General features: G+C 47.8%; 19 protein-coding genes. 10 read left to right on the forward strand and 9 right to left on the reverse strand.

The genetic code is table 11. The features are described from left to right. The first annotated feature begins 120 nt into the window (after positions 1 to 120). The 10 genes from serC to EYB30_RS13870 all read left to right on the forward strand — a co-directional run bounded on the left by serC (position 121) and on the right by EYB30_RS13870 (position 9650). The gene (gene serC / locus EYB30_RS13825) at positions 121 to 1203 is read left to right on the forward strand and encodes a 3-phosphoserine/phosphohydroxythreonine transaminase (RefSeq protein WP_166839494.1); all 1083 of its coding nucleotides are present in this window, start codon (positions 121 to 123) and stop codon (positions 1201 to 1203) included. Beyond that, the gene (gene aroA, locus EYB30_RS13830) at positions 1200 to 2480 is read left to right on the forward strand and encodes a 3-phosphoshikimate 1-carboxyvinyltransferase (protein ID WP_166839495.1); all 1281 of its coding nucleotides are present in this window, start codon (positions 1200 to 1202) and stop codon (positions 2478 to 2480) included. Before serC ends, aroA begins: the two co-directional genes overlap by 4 nt. A 144-nt stretch (positions 2481 to 2624) precedes the next feature. Then, the gene (cmk, locus tag EYB30_RS13835; RefSeq protein ID WP_166839496.1) at positions 2625 to 3314 is read left to right on the forward strand and encodes a (d)CMP kinase; all 690 of its coding nucleotides are present in this window, start codon (positions 2625 to 2627) and stop codon (positions 3312 to 3314) included. 111 nt (positions 3315 to 3425) lie between these two features. Then, positions 3426 to 5105, forward strand: coding sequence for a 30S ribosomal protein S1 (rpsA, locus tag EYB30_RS13840; RefSeq protein ID WP_166839684.1), 1680 nt, complete (start codon positions 3426 to 3428; stop codon positions 5103 to 5105). 22 nt (positions 5106 to 5127) lie between these two features. After that, the gene (ihfB, locus tag EYB30_RS13845; protein ID WP_277816736.1) at positions 5128 to 5454 is read left to right on the forward strand and encodes an integration host factor subunit beta; all 327 of its coding nucleotides are present in this window, start codon (positions 5128 to 5130) and stop codon (positions 5452 to 5454) included. A gap of 41 nt (positions 5455 to 5495) precedes the next feature. Continuing rightward, positions 5496 to 5738: a lipopolysaccharide assembly protein LapA domain-containing protein gene (locus tag EYB30_RS13850; RefSeq protein WP_166839498.1), complete on the forward strand. Its 243-nt coding sequence runs from the start codon at positions 5496 to 5498 to the stop codon at positions 5736 to 5738. A gap of 3 nt (positions 5739 to 5741) precedes the next feature. Next, a complete protein-coding gene (locus EYB30_RS13855) occupies positions 5742 to 6878 on the forward strand; it encodes a tetratricopeptide repeat protein (RefSeq protein ID WP_166839499.1) in 1137 nt (378 codons plus the stop codon). 14 nt (positions 6879 to 6892) lie between these two features. Further along, positions 6893 to 7597, forward strand: coding sequence for an orotidine-5'-phosphate decarboxylase (gene pyrF / locus EYB30_RS13860; protein WP_166839500.1), 705 nt, complete (start codon positions 6893 to 6895; stop codon positions 7595 to 7597). Between the two features lie 17 nt (positions 7598 to 7614). Then, positions 7615 to 9339 carry a potassium/proton antiporter gene (locus EYB30_RS13865; protein ID WP_166839501.1) on the forward strand — a complete coding sequence of 575 codons (1725 nt, stop codon included), beginning with the start codon at positions 7615 to 7617 and terminating at the stop codon, positions 9337 to 9339. Next, positions 9339 to 9650, forward strand: a complete 312-nt coding sequence (locus EYB30_RS13870; RefSeq protein WP_166839502.1) for a hypothetical protein — start codon at positions 9339 to 9341, stop codon at positions 9648 to 9650. Before EYB30_RS13865 ends, EYB30_RS13870 begins: the two co-directional genes overlap by 1 nt. Before the next feature lie 629 nt (positions 9651 to 10279). Here EYB30_RS13870 and EYB30_RS13875 read toward each other — a convergent pair. The 9 genes from EYB30_RS13875 to EYB30_RS13915 form a co-directional block, all read right to left on the reverse strand. Further along, positions 10280 to 10768: a hypothetical protein gene (locus EYB30_RS13875; protein ID WP_166839503.1), complete on the reverse strand. Its 489-nt coding sequence runs from the start codon at positions 10766 to 10768 to the stop codon at positions 10280 to 10282. 67 nt (positions 10769 to 10835) lie between these two features. Continuing rightward, the gene (locus EYB30_RS13880; protein WP_166839504.1) at positions 10836 to 12158 is read right to left on the reverse strand and encodes a zonular occludens toxin domain-containing protein; all 1323 of its coding nucleotides are present in this window, start codon (positions 12156 to 12158) and stop codon (positions 10836 to 10838) included. Continuing rightward, entirely contained in the window at positions 12158 to 12523 is a 366-nt protein-coding gene (locus tag EYB30_RS13885; RefSeq protein WP_166839505.1) for a DUF2523 domain-containing protein, read from the reverse strand. The genes EYB30_RS13880 and EYB30_RS13885 overlap by 1 nt, the downstream gene beginning before the upstream one ends. Beyond that, positions 12523 to 13962, reverse strand: coding sequence for a virulence factor TspB C-terminal domain-related protein (locus tag EYB30_RS13890; protein WP_166839506.1), 1440 nt, complete (start codon positions 13960 to 13962; stop codon positions 12523 to 12525). The genes EYB30_RS13885 and EYB30_RS13890 overlap by 1 nt, the downstream gene beginning before the upstream one ends. Before the next feature lie 83 nt (positions 13963 to 14045). Then, positions 14046 to 14246, reverse strand: a complete 201-nt coding sequence (locus EYB30_RS13895) for a major capsid protein (RefSeq protein ID WP_166839507.1) — start codon at positions 14244 to 14246, stop codon at positions 14046 to 14048. A gap of 198 nt (positions 14247 to 14444) precedes the next feature. Then, positions 14445 to 14801, reverse strand: coding sequence for a hypothetical protein (locus EYB30_RS13900; protein ID WP_166839508.1), 357 nt, complete (start codon positions 14799 to 14801; stop codon positions 14445 to 14447). 10 nt (positions 14802 to 14811) lie between these two features. Next, on the reverse strand, positions 14812 to 15876 hold the full coding sequence (locus tag EYB30_RS13905) for a phage/plasmid replication domain-containing protein (protein ID WP_166839509.1): 1065 nt from the start codon (positions 15874 to 15876) through the stop codon (positions 14812 to 14814). Positions 15877 to 15978: 102 nt separating this feature from the next. After that, on the reverse strand, positions 15979 to 16257 hold the full coding sequence (locus EYB30_RS13910) for a hypothetical protein (protein ID WP_166839510.1): 279 nt from the start codon (positions 16255 to 16257) through the stop codon (positions 15979 to 15981). A gap of 333 nt (positions 16258 to 16590) precedes the next feature. Continuing rightward, positions 16591 to 17028: a hypothetical protein gene (locus tag EYB30_RS13915; RefSeq protein ID WP_166839511.1), complete on the reverse strand. Its 438-nt coding sequence runs from the start codon at positions 17026 to 17028 to the stop codon at positions 16591 to 16593. Between the last annotated feature and the right edge of the window lie 83 nt (positions 17029 to 17111).

A 17111-nucleotide genomic window follows, 5' to 3' on the forward strand; every position in this document is an offset into this window, starting at 1 on the left:
CTTCTGCGCTCGTTTTGCTTTTTAGCCGTTGGTAATTTAAACAATAAGATCGGCTCTAGCCGGCATAAGTAGCAACCAGGCCAGTGAAATAAAACGCCAAATCAGGAGCGCGCAGTAAAGATGACTACGTTTAATTTTTGTGCCGGCCCGGCCATGTTGCCGGTTGAGGTGATGCAGCAGGCACAACAGGAATTTATTAACTGGCAACAGCATGGCTGCTCGGTAATGGAAATAAGCCACCGCAGCAAGCCGTTTATCAAAGTAGCGGCAGAAGCTGAGCAGGACTTACGCGATTTACTTAGTATTCCGGCCAATTACAAGGTGTTGTTTATGCACGGCGGCGGCCGTGGCCAGTTCTCAGCCGTGCCGCTGAATCTGCTAAAACCGGGCCAGAGTGCCGATTATATTGTCTCTGGTGCCTGGTCAAAATCGGCAGTAGAAGAAGCGGTAAAGTTCGGCAATATTAAGGCGCAGGACATCCGCCAAAAAAGCGCAGGGGGTATTCGCACTATTATTGCTCCCTCGCAGTGGCAATTAACGCCAGGCGCTGCTTATGTGCATTGCTGCCCGAATGAAACGGTAGACGGTGTTGAATTTAGCGGCCTACCGCAAACAGACAGCCCCATCGTTGCCGATTTATCCTCGACCATTTTATCGCGGCCAATAGACGTTAGCCGCTATGGCGTTATTTATGCCGGTGCGCAAAAAAATATCGGCCCGTCGGGTTTAACCCTGGCCATAGTGCGCGAAGACCTATTACCAGCTAAAGAGGCCGCTATTCCTTCAGTGCTGGATTACCGTCTGGCGGCCGACAACGATAGCATGTTTAACACCCCGCCAACTTTTGCCTGGTACCTGGCAGGACTGGTGTTTAAATGGTTAAAACAGCAGGGCGGCGTTACTGCAATGGCTACACGTAACCAAGAAAAGTCAAGTTTACTATATGATTTTATTGATAATAGCGATTTTTACAGCAACGATGTTGATAAAGCCTACCGCTCCTGGATGAATGTGCCGTTTTTCCTGGGCGACGAGCGCTTAAACGATATGTTTGTTGAGCAAGCTGAAACACATGGCCTGTTGGCGTTAAAAGGCCACCGTATGGTCGGCGGTATGCGCGCCAGTATTTATAATGCTATGCCAGTTGAAGGCGTGCAAACGCTGGTGAGTTTTATGCAGGAATTTGAGCGGGTACACGGATGAAAACATTAACCCTTAATCCAATTGCAAAGGTCGCCGGTGAAGTGCATTTACCCGGCTCGAAAAGTATCTCTAACCGTGTGCTATTACTGGCAGCACTGGCCGAGGGGACAACGCACATTACTAATTTGCTCGATAGTGATGATATTAAACATATGCTTAATGCCTTAACGGCGTTAGGTGTCAGTTATAAACTATCTGCCTGCCGTACTAAGTGCGAAGTGCATGGTATTGGCGGCTTGTTCAACCATCCGCATGCGCTGACGATGTTCCTTGGTAACGCCGGTACGGCGATGCGGCCTTTAACCGCCGCGCTGGCAGCTTCTAATGTCGACGTTACGCTAACCGGCGAGCCGCGCATGTATGAGCGGCCGATTGGCCATCTGGTCGATGCGCTGCGTCAGTGGCAGGCTGATGTGCACTATCTTGGCAACGAAAACTTTCCGCCGCTTAAGATCAAAGGTAAGCCGTTGCAAGGCGGCAGCATGCAAATAGACGGCAGCATTTCCAGTCAGTTTTTAACGGCGGTATTGATGGTGGCGCCATTACTTGACGGCGACAGTGAAATTGAAATTACCGGCGAGCTGGTATCTAAGCCTTATATTGATATCACTCTGGCGCTAATGCAGCGTTTTGGCGTTCAGGTACAAAACCATGCTTATCAACGTTTTAGCATTAAAGGCAAACAAAGCTATCGCTCGCCTGGCCACTGGCTGGTTGAGGGCGATGCGTCATCGGCATCTTACTTTCTGGCCGCTGCAGCCATTAAAGGCGGAAGTGTCAAAGTGACCGGTATTGGCAAACATGCGGTGCAGGGCGATATTCACTTTGCTGATGCCTTAGAAGTGATGGGTGCTGAGGTTGAATGGGGCGACGACTACATTATGGTTACGCGAAACCAGCTCAACGGTATTGACCGGGATTATAACGCCATACCCGATGCCGCTATGACCATTGCCACCACGGCGCTCTTTGCTAAAGGGCCAACGGTGATCCGCAATGTATATAACTGGCGGGTAAAAGAAACCGACCGTTTAGCGGCGATGGCAACAGAGCTGCGTAAAGTGGGTGCTGAGGTGGAAGAAGGTGAAGACTATCTTAAAGTAACGCCGCCGCCAAAGTTAACACATGCCAGCATCGCAACTTACAATGACCACCGTATGGCGATGTGTTTTTCGCTAGTGGCATTAAGTGACACCGCGGTGACGATAGAAGATCCAGATTGCACTGCGAAAACCTTCCCGGGCTACTTTGACACCTTTGCCCGTTTAGCCCACTAGCGACTCTTCCCTGTAGACGCACAACCGTCCTGTTGTGCGTCTTTTACCGTAGTTAAACTGAATTAAACACAGATTTTGTCACGAAAACCTGTATAATAGCGCCGTTTTGAAATCCGATTAACCAGCAGTTTTAAAGGGGGTAGGATGCCACACTCTGCAGCAGTAATTACCATAGATGGCCCCGGTGGCGCCGGTAAAGGCACCATTTGCCGCTTACTGGCCCAGCGTTTAGGTTGGCAATTACTCGACAGTGGCGCCATCTACCGGGTGCTGGCTTTGGCCGCAATGCACCATCAGATCGCCTGCGACGATGAAGATGCATTGCAGCCGCTGGCCGCGCATTTAGATGTGCAGTTTAGCAGCGACGAACAGGGTAACATTCGCATTACACTCGAAGGCGAAAATGTGTCGCATACCATTCGCACGCAGGAAGTGGCAGAAGTGGCATCAAAAGTTGCCTCTTTGCCCCGCGTGCGCGAAGCCTTGTTACGCCGTCAGCGTGCCTTTGCCGAAATGCCCGGTTTAGTCGCCGATGGCAGAGATATGGGGACTGTGGTCTTTCCGCAGGCAGAGGTTAAAATCTTTTTAACAGCCACCGCGGAAGAGCGCGCCAGACGGCGCTATTTAGAGTTGAAAGAAAAGGGCTTTGATGTTAATATCGGCGACCTTTTGAGCGAAATCCAGGCCAGAGACGAGCGTGATATGAACCGCGCTACCGCGCCGTTAAAACCGGCAGCCGACGCCTATATGCTGGATTCGACCAGTAAAACCATTGAACAAGTGTTGGAAGAGGTACTGAACTACGTTGGCATGAAACTGCCTGCAGTAGTATGAACCAGGCCAAAACCGCATTTTGGACAGCCTGTTAAACGGATTTAAACAGGTAAATTTAGCAACCCCATACGAACATGACGTTCTGTGGCGCACTTAACTGAAAAAGTGAATATGACTGAAAATTTTGCACAATTATTTGAGGAAAGCCTCAAGTCTATCGAAACCCGTCCGGGTGCCATTGTTAAAGGTACTGTTGTAGCTGTTCTGAAAGACGTCGTTATGGTTGACGCCGGTCTGAAATCAGAAGCCGCTATTCCGGTTGAGCAGTTCAAATCTCTGAACGGCGAAATCGAAGTAAGCGTCGGCGACATCATTGACGTAGCCTTAGACGCGATTGAAGACGGTTTCGGTGAAACCCTGTTATCTCGCGAAAAAGCCAAGCGTCACGAAGCCTGGGTACGCCTGGAAAAAGCTTGTGAAGACAAAGAAACTGTTATCGGTGTTATCACTGGTAAAGTTAAAGGTGGTTTCACGGTTGAAGTTGATGGTATTCGTGCATTCCTGCCTGGTTCATTAGTAGACGTACGTCCGGTGCGTGACACGCTGCACCTGGAAAACAAAGAACTTGAGTTCAAAGTTATCAAGCTGGATCAGAAGCGTAACAACGTGGTGGTATCACGTCGTGCGGTGATTGAGTCAGAAAGCAGCCATGAACGTGACCAGCTGTTAGAAACACTGGAAGAAGGCATGGAAGTTAAAGGTATCGTTAAGAACCTGACTGACTACGGTGCATTCGTTGACTTAGGTGGCGTAGATGGCTTACTGCATATCACGGATATGGCATGGAAGCGCGTTAAGCACCCAAGCGAAATCGTCAACGTTGGCGACGAAATTCCAGTAAAAGTACTGAAATTCGACCGCGAGAAGCAGCGCGTATCTTTAGGCCTGAAGCAAATGGGCGAAGATCCGTGGGCAGCTATCGCTTCACGTTACCCAGAAGGTGCTCGCATCACTGGTCGTGTAACTAACCTGACGGACTACGGCTGCTTCGTTGAAATCGAAGAAGGCGTTGAAGGCTTAGTACACGTTTCAGAAATGGACTGGACTAACAAAAACATCCACCCATCTAAAGTGGTTAACCTGGGTGATTCTGTTGAAGTTATGGTTCTGGAAATCGACGAAGAACGTCGTCGTATTTCATTAGGTCTGAAACAGTGTAAAGCTAACCCATGGGAAGAGTTCGCGAAGGGCTTCAACAAGGGTGACCGTGTAAGCGGTAAGATCAAGTCAATCACTGACTTCGGTATCTTCATCGGCTTAGACGGCGGCATCGATGGTCTGGTTCACTTATCAGACATCAGCTGGAATGCCACTGGCGAAGAAGCGGTACGTGAATTCAAGAAAGGCGACGAAGTACACGCTGTTGTACTGCAAGTTGACCCAGAGCGCGAGCGTATTTCTTTAGGTATCAAGCAACTGGATGAAGATCCGTTCAATGGTTACCTTGCTGACAACAAAAAAGGTGCTATCGTTAAAGGTGAAGTAACTGCCGTTGACGCTAAAGGCGCTACTGTTATGTTAGAAGGTGCTGTAGAAGGTTACATCCGCGTATCTGATATCGCGCGTGAGCGTATCGAAGATGCCACTACCGTACTGAAAGTAGGCGAAGAAGTTGAAGCTCGTTTAATGGGTGTTGACCGCAAAAACCGCGTAATCAGCCTGTCAATCAAAGCGAAATTCGAAGCTGAAGAAAAAGAAGCTATGGATACTATCAACAGCAAGCAACAAGAAGCTGATTTTGGTGGTAACGCTATGGCCGAAGCATTTAAAGCTGCTCAGAAGCAGGATTAATTGCTAACAAAGCAGGGGGCTTGTGCCTCCTGCTTTATCCAACCGCAGGTTTGCCGGAGGGTCTATGACCAAGTCTGAATTAATTGAAAAATTAGCTACTGATTTCCCCCATATTCAGGTCAAGGATGTTGAAGCTTCAGTTAAAGAAATCCTCGAGCAGATGGCACAATCTTTAGCCGCCAATGAACGCATTGAAATTCGTGGCTTTGGCAGTTTCTCATTACATTACCGTGCTCCACGTGTTGGCCGGAATCCAAAAACTGGTGACAAAGTAGAGCTGGATGGTAAATATGTACCGCATTTCAAACCGGGCAAAGAGTTACGTGACCGGGTAAAAGACAACACCTGAGCCTCAATGTATTGAGTTTGCAGGCGTAAACGGAGTTTCCCTTGCGCAGACTACTTTTTATCGTTGTACTGGTAGCCCTGGTGATAGTAGGGGTGCTGTTTGGTTCTATTAATCAGCAACTTGCTGATTTACATCTTCTTATCGTCAGTGTGCAGTTACGTGTTGTTGATATTGCCCTGATCTTCCTGTTGCTGGGTATTCTACTTGGCCTGTTGATTGCTTTGTTGTATGCCATACAACGTAAAACGAAGGGTTGGCTGCGTAAATCAGCGGACCGCAACTAGCCTATGTTAGAGCTGCTGTTTTTATTATTACCGGTAGCAGCAGCCTATGGTTGGTTTATGGGCCGCAACAGCGTAAAACACAAAGAGCTGAAAGGCCGGGCCAGCATAACCCGCAATTTGTCTTCTGGTTTAAATTTCTTACTTACTGATCAAGAAGATAAAGCAATCGAGCAATTGCTTGAGCTGTTGGACATTGAAGCGGCAACCATCGAAACCTATCTGGCGCTGGCGAATTTATTTCGCCGCAAAGGCGACTGGGATAAAGCTATTCGCATTCATGAAAAGTTACATCAGCTTAAATTACCCAAACCGCAGGCACAACAAATACAATTTGAACTGGCAAAAGATTATTTCTGCGCCGGCTTGTACGACAGAGCTGAAAAGCTGTTAGTTAACCTGGTAAAATCGCCCAAACTCGCCGAAATGGCATTAAAACAGTTGTTCAGTATTTTTATTGCTACCCACGAATGGCACAAAGCTGAACAGTACCGCCAGGCGGTAGAGAGCACCACATCGCGTTCGTTGCGTGTCGCCATGGCTAATATGCTGGTCGAAGCGTTAAAGCAGGCACCAGAGCAAAACGTTGATCATTTAATGTCGCTGTGTGAGCAGTATCCGCTAGCTATCCGGCCGAAATTTGAACTGGCACAGTGTGCATTAAACCAGCAGCAACCGTTGCTGGCCAAATCAGCCTTGTTATATATCGTTGACCATAAGCCGCAGTGGGCGGCCGATATTTTACCGCTGTTACGCCAATGCCAGCTGGCGGATGACGAGTGGTATCAGTTGTTAAGCAAGTTAGCCAACAAACAGCACAACATTAGTGCGGTAGTGCTATTGGCGCGTTGGCTGGCAGAACACGGCTCAGCTACAGCGGCAGAGCAGTTTTTACTGGATAAGTTAACGCAGCAACCCAGTATCCGGGTGTTTCAACAACTGTTACAGATCCGTCAGCAGCAGTCGGCACCCGCTGCGGAGGTGCTGTCTTCAGTGGAAGAGTTGGTTAATGCCTATCTGGATAAAAAGTCGTTATACAGCTGCCGCAACTGCGGCTTTAAAACCCGAAATCATTATTGGTTGTGTCCGTCTTGTCAGCAATGGGAAACCGTTGAGCCCGTTGCTGGTATTGACGGTCGTTAGTTAAAGGAAAAAGCATGTCTTGTCAGACCCCTGTGGTGGTGGCCCTGGATTTTGAAAATAAAACACAAGCCCTGAATTTGGTTAGCCAGCTTGACCCGCAATTATGCCGGCTGAAAGTGGGTAAAGAAATGTTCACCCATTTTGGTCCAGAATTGGTGAGGGAATTACAGCAGCGCTGCTTTGATGTATTTTTGGATTTAAAATTTCATGATATTCCCAATACCGTCGCCAAAGCGGTGAAAGCCGCTGCAGATTTAGGCGTATGGATGGTGAATGTTCACGCCAGTGGTGGCAGTAAAATGATGAGCGCGGCTCGTGAATCTCTGGTAACTTATGGTACTGAAAAGCCGCACCTTATTGCTGTTACAGTATTAACCAGTATGGAGCAGTCCGATTTAGCGGAGCTGGGTATCAGCCTGACTCCGGCGCAGCAGGTACTGAAGCTTGCGGCGTTAACGCAGCAAGCCGGCTTAGATGGTGTGGTGTGTTCGGCACAGGAAGCTACACTGTTAAAACAACAGTTCGGCAAGGATTTTATGCTGGTCACGCCCGGTATTCGTCCGGCCGCGAGTAGCCAGGACGATCAGAAGCGGGTGATGACGCCCTCCGAGGCGCTTGCTGTAGGGGTAGATTATATGGTGATTGGCCGTCCTATTACCAAAGCGGCTGATCCCCTGGCTGCGCTTAACGCCATCGTGCGGGAGATTGCAAACGCTTAATTAATCAGGAGGTTAGGGTGGATGGTATCAACCTCGCGATATTAATTGGCGGTTTTCTTTTTGTTATCAGTATTATAGCCACGCTTATTTCGGCGCGCCTTGGCGCGCCTATGCTATTGGTATTCCTTATTATCGGTATGCTGGCCGGTGAAGAAGGCCTGGTTGGCATTCAGTTCGATAATCCTCAAGTTGCTTTTTTAATTGGCTCTATCGCGCTGGTCATTATCTTATTTGACGGCGGCATGCGCACCCATCCGGAGCGTTTCCGTGTGGCATTGGCGCCGGCCTCAATGCTGGCAACGGTGGGCGTGGTGCTAACCTGCGGCATTGTTGGCGTAGCCGCAGCATACTTATTGAATTTAACCTTGCTGCAGGGGTTATTACTGGGTGCCATTTTAAGCTCTACTGATGCCGCTGCAGTGTTCTCCATTTTCCAATCACAAGGTTTACGTATTAAAGAGCGGGTAGCCTCGACACTGGAAATAGAGTCGGGCAGTAACGACCCTATGGCGGTGATACTAACCTTAACGCTGGTTGGCGTATTGGCACAGGGCGAACCGTTAAACTGGGGCGTGGCTAAAACCTTTTTACAACAAGCGGTTGTCGGCGGCGTTATGGGCTATGGTGCAGGGCGGGTGTTTGTGCTGTTGTGCCGTAAATTACCGCTGAGTTTTGCGTTTTTCCCATTGTTAGCAGTAGCCAGTTGCATCTTTATTTATGCCGTTACCAATATGTTTGGTGGCAGTGGTTTTCTCGCTGTTTATTTAATGGGTTACCTGGTTGGCAATGCACGGTTACCACAAATTATCCATATCTTACGCATGCATGACGGCTTGGCCTGGATCAGTCAAATCAGTATGTTTTTAATGCTGGGATTACTGGTTGTGCCAACTAATTTGCTTGAGCATTTGGTGCCGGCATTACTGCTGGCTGCTGTGCTTATATTTGTCGCACGACCAATAGCGGTATTGGTTAGTTTAATTCCATTTCGTTTTCCCTCCCGGGATCAGCTGTTTATCAGCTGGGTCGGTTTGCGCGGCGCGGTACCCATTATTCTGGCATTATTCCCTTGGCTGGCGGGCATGCCCGACGAGCATCTGTATTTTGACGTGGCTTTTGTGGTGGTGATTGTTTCTCTGGTGCTGCAAGGCTGGACTATAGTGCCGGTAGCGCGCTGGTTAAAGTTGGAAGTACCAAAAGAACTGGCACCGGATCAAACCATGCCTCTGGATGCCGTGCCCAGCAATGATGTAATGGAAGTGCTGGCGTTTAAAGTTAGCGATACGTCTCCGGTGCTGGCATTAAGCTGGCAGGATCTGCAGTTTAAACAGCCAATACAATTTTTGGGCGTTATCCGCGATGGCGAATGGCTATTACCGGATAAAAAACCGGTGTTTAATGCCAAAGACACCTTAATGGTATTGGCAAAGTTAAAGCATGTACAAAAAATTAGTGAAGTGCTGGCGAATGATGCAGAAAAATCGGTACTGAGTAATAGCAACTTCTTCGGTGACTTTGTGCTTAACGGTAATATCAGCCTGAGCGATCTGGATGCGTTTTACACGATAAACCTTGAGGGGTTAGACAGCAAACAAACGCTGGCTGGCTACATTGGCCAGCGTTTTCACCGTCGGGTGGTTATTGGTGACCGGGTACAGTTAGATCAGTTGTTATTAACAGTACGCCAGGTTAATGACGCAGGCGAAGCCAGTCAGGTAGGTATAAAACCGGTCGGGGATTAATGTTGGACAAAGCAGCTTTTATCAGTGAACTGTCGGCACAGTTCACGCAAATTTTTCAGCTTAGTAAAACCGGAAAGGATAACAGCACGCAGCGTTACCGTACTCAGGGCTTTATTCAGGCTGGTGAGTTAATGCAGCTATGTAGCAGAGACGATGTGCAACATCTGATGCAAAGCGCGCATATCGCAGTGTTTGGCTGTAGCGTCGAACAGTGCCAAGGCAGCAATGCCAGCAAAGCGCGCAGGCAGCAAGCGCTAAGCGATGGTAATTACGAATATTTTGATGAACCAGCCGTTAGCCGGCAGAAATAGCACCTTTCCAGCCTAATACTTTATATCCCATAATGCAATTTTTATGTTAAATAATATCCTTTAAATTCATTGTGTTATATTAGCTCAAAGGCCAGTTTAATCAACTGGCCTTTTTTGTAAGTTTTCTCGCTTTGCTCGAAAAATGGCCATTTCTCCGGTACCGGTGCGGTTTACTCCGGAAGTCCGGACTCAGTTCGGATGTAATAGAACTCCGAACTGAATCGCAGCCCGTCAGCCAGCCGCCTTGCGTCTGTCTGCCTGCCGGTCTGCTGCGAGATAAGTTGTTTTTTTGGGGCTTAGCGTGCCGGAAAAATCGCGGGCGCGGAGACGCGCCAAGAGGGGACGCCTGCGGCGGTGGCCGGAGACGGCCAGGGAGAAAAATGCGCGGCGCCGGAGACGGCGCAAGAGGAACGCAGCAAGCTGCGGAACGCTAAAGCGAGATAATGCCTGGCTTCGCCAGAGCTATCTATGGCGGCGTTGCCGCCTAAAGCGGTCGACAGGGCGCGACCGGGCGGCGGATTGAAATTTGGGGTAGTTTGACGCGAAAAAAGGCAGGTGCTACCAAAAGCGGGTTTGGTACCCGCTGCGCGTCTCCCTCCGGTCGATGCTCGCTGCATGGCCTGCGGCCATCAGTTTAATTTAATCCTATTGCGCCAATACTGCTCAAATGCCTTTTTCTGCTGCGCTTTATCATCGGCGCAAAATACAAAATCATCGTGCTGGGGAGATTTTTGGCGGCATCTGGCAGGCATTTTGTAAAAGGTTTCCCAGGCTTTTAACTTCTCACCCTGGTAAACGCGGTTTTGTGCTGACCAGTTATCATTAATGGCCATTGAAGAAGCTGAAGAACTGGAGCGGTATTCATCAAAAGTGGGCTGGGAATCTGAATTTGATAGCCGGTTATCAATAGGTGAGCGGCAATACTTGGATATGAGCATAAACAACTCTCTGTCGCGCTCGTTAAGTCTGTTGCCCTTGGCAACGCCATAACGCTTAGTAAAGCGCTCTTGAATGCGCTCCTTTTCGGCTTTAAGGGCATCACAGTGCTGTTTACTGTATTGGTCATTGGCGATCGCCGTTAAGGGTAAAAGCAGTAGCAGAAATAGAAAGTGTTTCAAAAGGGCGTCCTGTGTCTGGTGGTTCCATTAAATGGAATATACCAAACACAGGTAAAAAAGTAAGGTATCAGTACCTGGGGAAAACGTACCGGCTGCCATTGTAAGTGAGCACTGGCAGGTTGTTTTTAAAATCAAAGTCAAAGCCCATGCTTTGCATGAAGTAGCCGTCAAGCAATACCTGGGGTTTGCTAAAGGGTTCTTCTTCGGTGGCGTTTTTCTGCTCCTGCTCGTTATAGGGCAGTTCACAAGTAAAGAAATGGACTGAAGAATAGCGGCCTTTGCCCAGGTGCTTTAGTTCAAAGCCGGCATAGCGCAAATCAGTGCAAATTTCACTTATAGGGGTTTCCTTTGATACAGCGGTAAAGGGGCGCACTGAGTAAGTGCCCTGGGGCGCTATTTGTTGGGTTTGTTTGGGGTTAACTTGCTGCCGAGTGTCACTGGCCGGAAGCGTTGAGGGTTCTTCAGTCTGTAAACGGCCAAAGAACTGATAAACCAGAAACAGAATAAGCAGTAAACCCAATGGGAAAAGCAGCAGCTTTTTAGGTAGTGCCAGTTTGTTGGTGTGTTCATCTGCAGACCAGTAAAGGCCATAAAAACGCTTGTCGCGGGTTATATTGCTTTTAACGGTGCGTTCGCGCTCGTGGTAGTCCTTAGGGTTAAAGCACTCTTCTGCCTGCATACGGGTTACACGATTCATACCCCAAAGGTTTTTATAGTGAATGTGGCGATTAGTAAGACCGCGAATGTGGCTGTCTAAAAAATTGTGATGTTGCGTTACCAGGTGAACGTCCCAGCCCTTGTGGCGGTGTGTTTCAAACTCGCGACAGTGCTGGGGTACTTTAGAACCTACAGGGCGGGGCGGAAACCACTGCTGGCACTCATCAATAACAATAATACTTTGCCTGGGCAGCTCAAACCAAAGCAACGGATCCGGAAAGTGCCGCCAATCTAAATTGAATTGCTTTAAGTGGTCAATTTCAATGTCCTGAAGTTCAGTATTAGCAAGGTAGAGGTTAAACATTTCAAGACGTTTTTCGGGGTAAAGTTTTTTAACCCAATCAACCCAAAGCTTTATATGGCCTTTGAATAATATCCAGCTTTCAAAAGTCTGGGTAAGGTGCGGGAAGTCAGAACGGTCAGCAAGTTGCCCCTCGTTATGAATGCGCTTAAGTATCTTTTTCAGGCCATCCAGTTTAGGGCCGGTAATAGATGGCAGGTAAATGCCATAAAACCAACCCTGAAAGCTGCTAACAACTTCAAAATCCAGCATCAGCAGCTTGATATTGTTGTAATAAAGCTCCCTGCCGGTGTTGTTGGGGTTTTCAATAATTTCTTTAAGGGTGTTCAGGGTTTTGCTGGCCCCTGGGGTACCGGTGCGCAGGAATAACATCAGTTACCCCCGCCGGTAAAGGTCATGGTCTTTTTAGTGCCACTGGCACCAGTATTACTGAATCCCTGCCACACCAGGCGAGCAGCAAAAGCTGCAAAGACGGTTGTCAGTAAAAAATCTATCTTAGCCATAGCCAAAAACGGAATAACTTCGGGCGGTAGGGCTGAAAAGTTGGTTTTAATGGTGTTAAAAAGGCCATCAAGGGCATAGCTGCCCAAGGTGTAGGTAACAACCCCTATGCCCAGGGAGGAAAGTATTTTGATAATTAAAGGGCCAACCATCGCGGCGATTAATGTAATTATCCATAGACGAACAGAGGTAAAAAGGGTAACTAAAGCGGCACCAAGCCAGGCAATTAAAGGCATTATTTACGGCTCCCAAAAACGATGAATAATGAAAGTACGTAGGCGCTTATCTGCACCAGTACACCAATGAAGCTGAAAACGTCACAGAATGGCTGCCAGCTAATGCTATGGGCTTGGCCAAGTATGTTTATTTGCCGGTCAGCAGGGCAGGCTGAGCTACCCAGGGAGAATTGAAAGTTTCCGCTAAAATCGTCCAGGCTAATGGGTTCGCCCTCTAAATCTTCGAGGGTTTCATCACCGGTTAAACCAAGCCCCTGGTTAATTTCATCCTGAAAGCCAGAGCTATCGATTTCAAGCTGTTCCCCGTAAAGGGTATCGTCAAGCGTACCCTGAATACCCACCAAATTACGGTTTACCTGGTCAACTTTAGCACCCAAGCCGGTGAGCTTGTCACTTAACTTGTCGGTGTTTTTATCGTTACTAATCTGAACATCTTCAAGCTCTTTTTTAATAGATGAAAGGCGAGTTTCAGCACCGACTAGAACATCTTTGAAATCTTGCTTAACCATGTCGCCCATAGATTTATTCGGGTCCTGAATATCATCGGATATTTCAGGGTCAGGAATGTCTGGAGCGTCAGGTTCTTCGGGGCAGTAAAACTGGCCATTGATATAGCCGCAATTGGCTTCGCAACTTAGCAGGCCAGTAGAATTAACCGTGCATTTATCGTCAGGGTCGGCTTTACATACTGTCATGCCATTACCGCCCTCGGTGCAGTCGGGCTTTAAGTCGGGTTCTTCAGGTTCCTGACCGGCGCAAGATTGAGGGTTAGAAAAATCAGCAGTGTAATAGCCCGGTAAATTGGGGTCTTCAACGTAAGGGCAAATGCTGCCATTATCTTCTTCAATGCAGGCGGTACCACCACCTTGTTGGCCTATATAAAAAATGGGGTTAGGACCAGGTTCTGTGGGGCAATCCTGTGGGTCTGGTGATGGCACTGAGGTGTAACACATAGCATCATCACCATCGCGATAGGGGCCTGTTAATTCTGGAGCGCCATCTGGAGGACAGGAGAATGATTCAATGGTTTGAATGTTGGATAAACCAGATGAGTAATTATAATAGTTATTCTGTAAGCATGCATCAGTGCTTGCCCAATTGATAGAACGGCTATATCTATAACCGCTTGAGCTTTCTTCTTTATTTATGATACAACGCATTGATGATAATTCAGCATCAATATGTGCGCGACAAGCTTGTTTCAGCTCATCATTCGTACGACCAGTAACTTGCACAGAAGAAACAAGACCACCAGAACACCTACCTTCAAGCATTTGCTCGAGCGGAACTGATGCACCACAAATAGGACCTAGAACTGAGTGGTTTACATAGGTTCCCGCAAGAGAAGCGCAAGCAAGCTCATCAGCAGTTTGAGCTGTTACGTAACGTGGTAATAAAAAAGCCCCAATCAGCAGGGCTAGAATTAGGGCTTTTTGCATAGTGGGTTAGCCTTATGAGTCGAACAGAATGAACAGAGCCATAAGGCTGACAATGATGAATACATCGTCAGCCGTAAACATAATTAACTAAAAATCATGCCTTTAACCCACTTATAGCCGAGGGCTAGGAAAGCACCGGTAATCATTGCACCGCCAACTAAAGCGACGTCAGTGGCCCATTGCGTCGAAAAAGCAGTTGCTGCAGCGGAAACGTCAGCCATAGCAGAGCCAGATACCAAGGCACCCGCAGCAAGTAACATTTTTTGTTTGATGGTCAGTTTCATAAATCACCTATTTATTGAAGATTAAACGTAACAGCTGTCTGATACCCCAGGCAGCAAGAAGAACCGCAATAAGCTGCGGCAGAATTTGGACAAACTCCGAGTAGGTAAGCGGTAACGCGCTCGAAGTCTGAACCCAAATAAGGGGTTCAGGGCAAACGCCATCTACAGGCGTAGCGGGGCAGACCTGAACGTAACGCATTAGCTGGCCTTAGCCACTGGCTTGTGTTCCAGCTGTGCGTCAAAAATTACGAAAGAGATTTTTTCTTCGCCTTTTTGCTTAACCACATCGAAAACACCTTCAAAGGTGACGGGCTGCAAATACACTTTGGCGTGTTCAAGGCGCTTGGCCAGCTCGATATGCGGCTTGCCGGTTTCACGGTTTACCAGGTTAAACTTTACACGGGGCGAGCCATAAGAGACGTTACCGTCACGGCCATTGTTGTTAGAGTGGGCGTTAACCACTTCAACGTTAGCCCATACAATAGGGTTGCCAGAGTCTTTATCAACAATGGTTCCAGCAGATACAGATAAAACAACATAGGTTTCAGTAGCCATTTTTGTTTCCTTAAGCAGTGAGTCTTAAAACAGGGTTAGTAATAGGGCCGCGATACCAGGAAGGCTGGTAAGCGTGGTCGGCGCGTATAATTTCGCGCTGGTTACGTATCATCGGCAGTACATTGCGATCCGTTCTGAATGGGATAGAAATATCCAGACCTAGAGCAAGTAAGCGTTTTTTATGCACATAGAACTGACTATTGCGCGGAGTTTGTTCGTTAAAGTGCGGGTTATGGATCCAGCTGAGGGCGATAGACTGCGTGGCGTTGGCAGACTGGCGAGAGCCGCAAACACCTTTAGCCAGCAGCTGGTCAGCTATGGTTGTGTAATCCATAGTGGCCACCTCCAGGGTGTTGGTTAATTTTTCAAGCGTGGTTAGGGTTTTATGATTGACTAAGCGGTCAAGCGTTACGTAACCGTAATATTGAAGATCGTATCGAATGAGTTTTTTAGATTTAAAAGAGTGTTCTTCGCGTATTAGACCGGCGTGTTGACAGTGTTCAATCAGGCGTTGGTAATAAAGTTCGTCGTCGGCTGTTGCTCCTTTTGTGTTGGATTTTAGCTTGTCTAATAAATCGACATGCTTAATGTAAACTTTTGAATAATCCCAGCTGCTACCACGGCCAGACTTACTGCTAGACCAATCCACAGTAGCACCATTTGGGTAAAGGTAGGGATGCTTACCGTTTGGTAAGCTAAGCGTACTAAGCGCACGCAAATACTGATAAACGTTGTGCTGGCCAACTGTATGGTTTTTAGTAATATCCACATGGGCAAAATTACAGCCGGTATAGATTTTCTTGGCTTCTTCATCAGCACCCCCTTGCAGATATTCAAAGCGGCCAGTGGTAAAGGCTGGTAAACCCAGTTCGCGCAGTACGTTGTTATAAACCGCTATACAGTCGTCAAAGTTATCAAAACCTATAAGGTTATCCATGCGGCCAAAGCGGGAAGGGTTACCCTCTACGAAAACGCGCTGGCCATTGCAATGCACCCTAATAGTGGTGCTGTAGCTGCTCATAACGGGAAATTTGCCCTTTATCTTCAGGGCGTCGTCTGTTTCACCGGTCTGCAAATCGAAATCAATAGCGCCGGTTTTACCAATGAATGGCAGTTCATCATCGTAGTTTTGCCAGGCGTTTAGCTTGTCGATAAAAAAGCCGGTAGAGGTAAGCATTTATGCTGTCTCCGCTGACTGGTAATAGACAGAGTTCGGAAAAACAAAGTGAAGCTTGTGCTTTGGCAGGCCTACACGGTTGAAAAAGGAAGTTATCTCAGCCTGGTCAGCAAAGGGCCGGTCTGTTGCGTATGTCAGCGGAAGCAACACTTTAGGGTCTGGCGTTTTGATGTATACAACAACCTGGTAAGCACGGTAATCAGGAAAAACAGCCGGAAATGCTTCGACTATTTGAAGCATGTTATGGCTGATAAAGGCTTTTAGGTCGGCTAGGTTCATGCTGCACCTGCCGTAAATTCAATAACAAATAAAATAACAGCAAGGGCGAAAAGTGGAACAGCCACGTATTTGCATAACGCTGTTACGATACGGTCAAGATGGTCAATGAATCTCATGCTGCACCGCCGTTGTCACCAGTGACAGGCGCTGTATGAATGGACATAAAACGACCGGTACGGACGTTTCTTAACTGGCTAAAAGTTAGGTCAGCGTTTAAACAGCATAACGATGCAGCAAGCTTAAAATCTGGTGCTACTGCAGCGGGAACCCAAACGGTTAATTTAACGCGACCTGCAAGACGCATAGCGTTTTCATACTTGGCGTTGCGGCTAGTCATGACGAAAGCCCCTTAGCCTGTGAGCGCTTAAGGCGGCGTTCTATACGTATGGCGTGACGAACCTGAGACAGTTTGGGGTAAATCTTATGCGTAAAATTGCCGTTTACATCAAAGTCGACAACCAAATAAGTAGGGCGCTGACCAGTGGTTTCAGGAGAAGCGGCGGGAACCGGAGTTTCCACTGTTTCACACTGGCCAGCTAAAAAAGAACGGCGGTCATCATAGTCGAAAAGGTTGCCGTTAATACAGACCGCCAAGGGGCAACGTAAACTTTTAGTTGGCCAAAAGGTCACATCGTGGCCGGTAACGTGAAAGCCGTTATCAGTGAAGCTACAAGCGCGGTATTGAATGCCAAGCTCGGTTAATCGGGTTAAGGCTTCATTCAGGTTTGCTGCGTTAAACAGCACTGTTTTGATTAGGTTTAATTCGCTCATGGTTCCCGCCTAGAGTATACTTTGTTAATTGGTTTTTGTTGTCGTTTCGACAACTTTTTAATTGTGATCCTTTTATTTGAAAT

It is taken from the genome of Rheinheimera pleomorphica (genome assembly GCF_011634895.1).
Classification (GTDB): domain Bacteria; phylum Pseudomonadota; class Gammaproteobacteria; order Enterobacterales; family Alteromonadaceae; genus Alishewanella; species Alishewanella pleomorphica.

Bases quoted from the DNA above. Each gene is read 5' to 3' on its own strand.
- serC (WP_166839494.1), top strand. From the start codon at position 121: ATGACTACGTTTAATTTTTGTGCCGGCCCGGCCATGTTGCCGGTTGAG.
- aroA (WP_166839495.1), top strand. From the start codon at position 1,200: ATGAAAACATTAACCCTTAATCCAATTGCAAAGGTCGCCGGTGAAGTG.
- cmk (WP_166839496.1), top strand. From the start codon at position 2,625: ATGCCACACTCTGCAGCAGTAATTACCATAGATGGCCCCGGTGGCGCC.
- rpsA (WP_166839684.1), top strand. From the start codon at position 3,426: ATGACTGAAAATTTTGCACAATTATTTGAGGAAAGCCTCAAGTCTATC.
- EYB30_RS13855 (WP_166839499.1), top strand. From the start codon at position 5,742: ATGTTAGAGCTGCTGTTTTTATTATTACCGGTAGCAGCAGCCTATGGT.
- pyrF (WP_166839500.1), top strand. From the start codon at position 6,893: ATGTCTTGTCAGACCCCTGTGGTGGTGGCCCTGGATTTTGAAAATAAA.
- EYB30_RS13870 (WP_166839502.1), top strand. From the start codon at position 9,339: ATGTTGGACAAAGCAGCTTTTATCAGTGAACTGTCGGCACAGTTCACG.
- EYB30_RS13880 (WP_166839504.1), bottom strand. From the start codon at position 12,158: ATGTTATTCCTGCGCACCGGTACCCCAGGGGCCAGCAAAACCCTGAAC.
- EYB30_RS13885 (WP_166839505.1), bottom strand. From the start codon at position 12,523: ATGCCTTTAATTGCCTGGCTTGGTGCCGCTTTAGTTACCCTTTTTACC.
- EYB30_RS13890 (WP_166839506.1), bottom strand. From the start codon at position 13,962: ATGCAAAAAGCCCTAATTCTAGCCCTGCTGATTGGGGCTTTTTTATTA.
- EYB30_RS13895 (WP_166839507.1), bottom strand. From the start codon at position 14,246: ATGAAACTGACCATCAAACAAAAAATGTTACTTGCTGCGGGTGCCTTG.
- EYB30_RS13900 (WP_166839508.1), bottom strand. From the start codon at position 14,801: ATGGCTACTGAAACCTATGTTGTTTTATCTGTATCTGCTGGAACCATT.
- EYB30_RS13910 (WP_166839510.1), bottom strand. From the start codon at position 16,257: ATGAACCTAGCCGACCTAAAAGCCTTTATCAGCCATAACATGCTTCAA.
- EYB30_RS13915 (WP_166839511.1), bottom strand. From the start codon at position 17,028: ATGAGCGAATTAAACCTAATCAAAACAGTGCTGTTTAACGCAGCAAAC.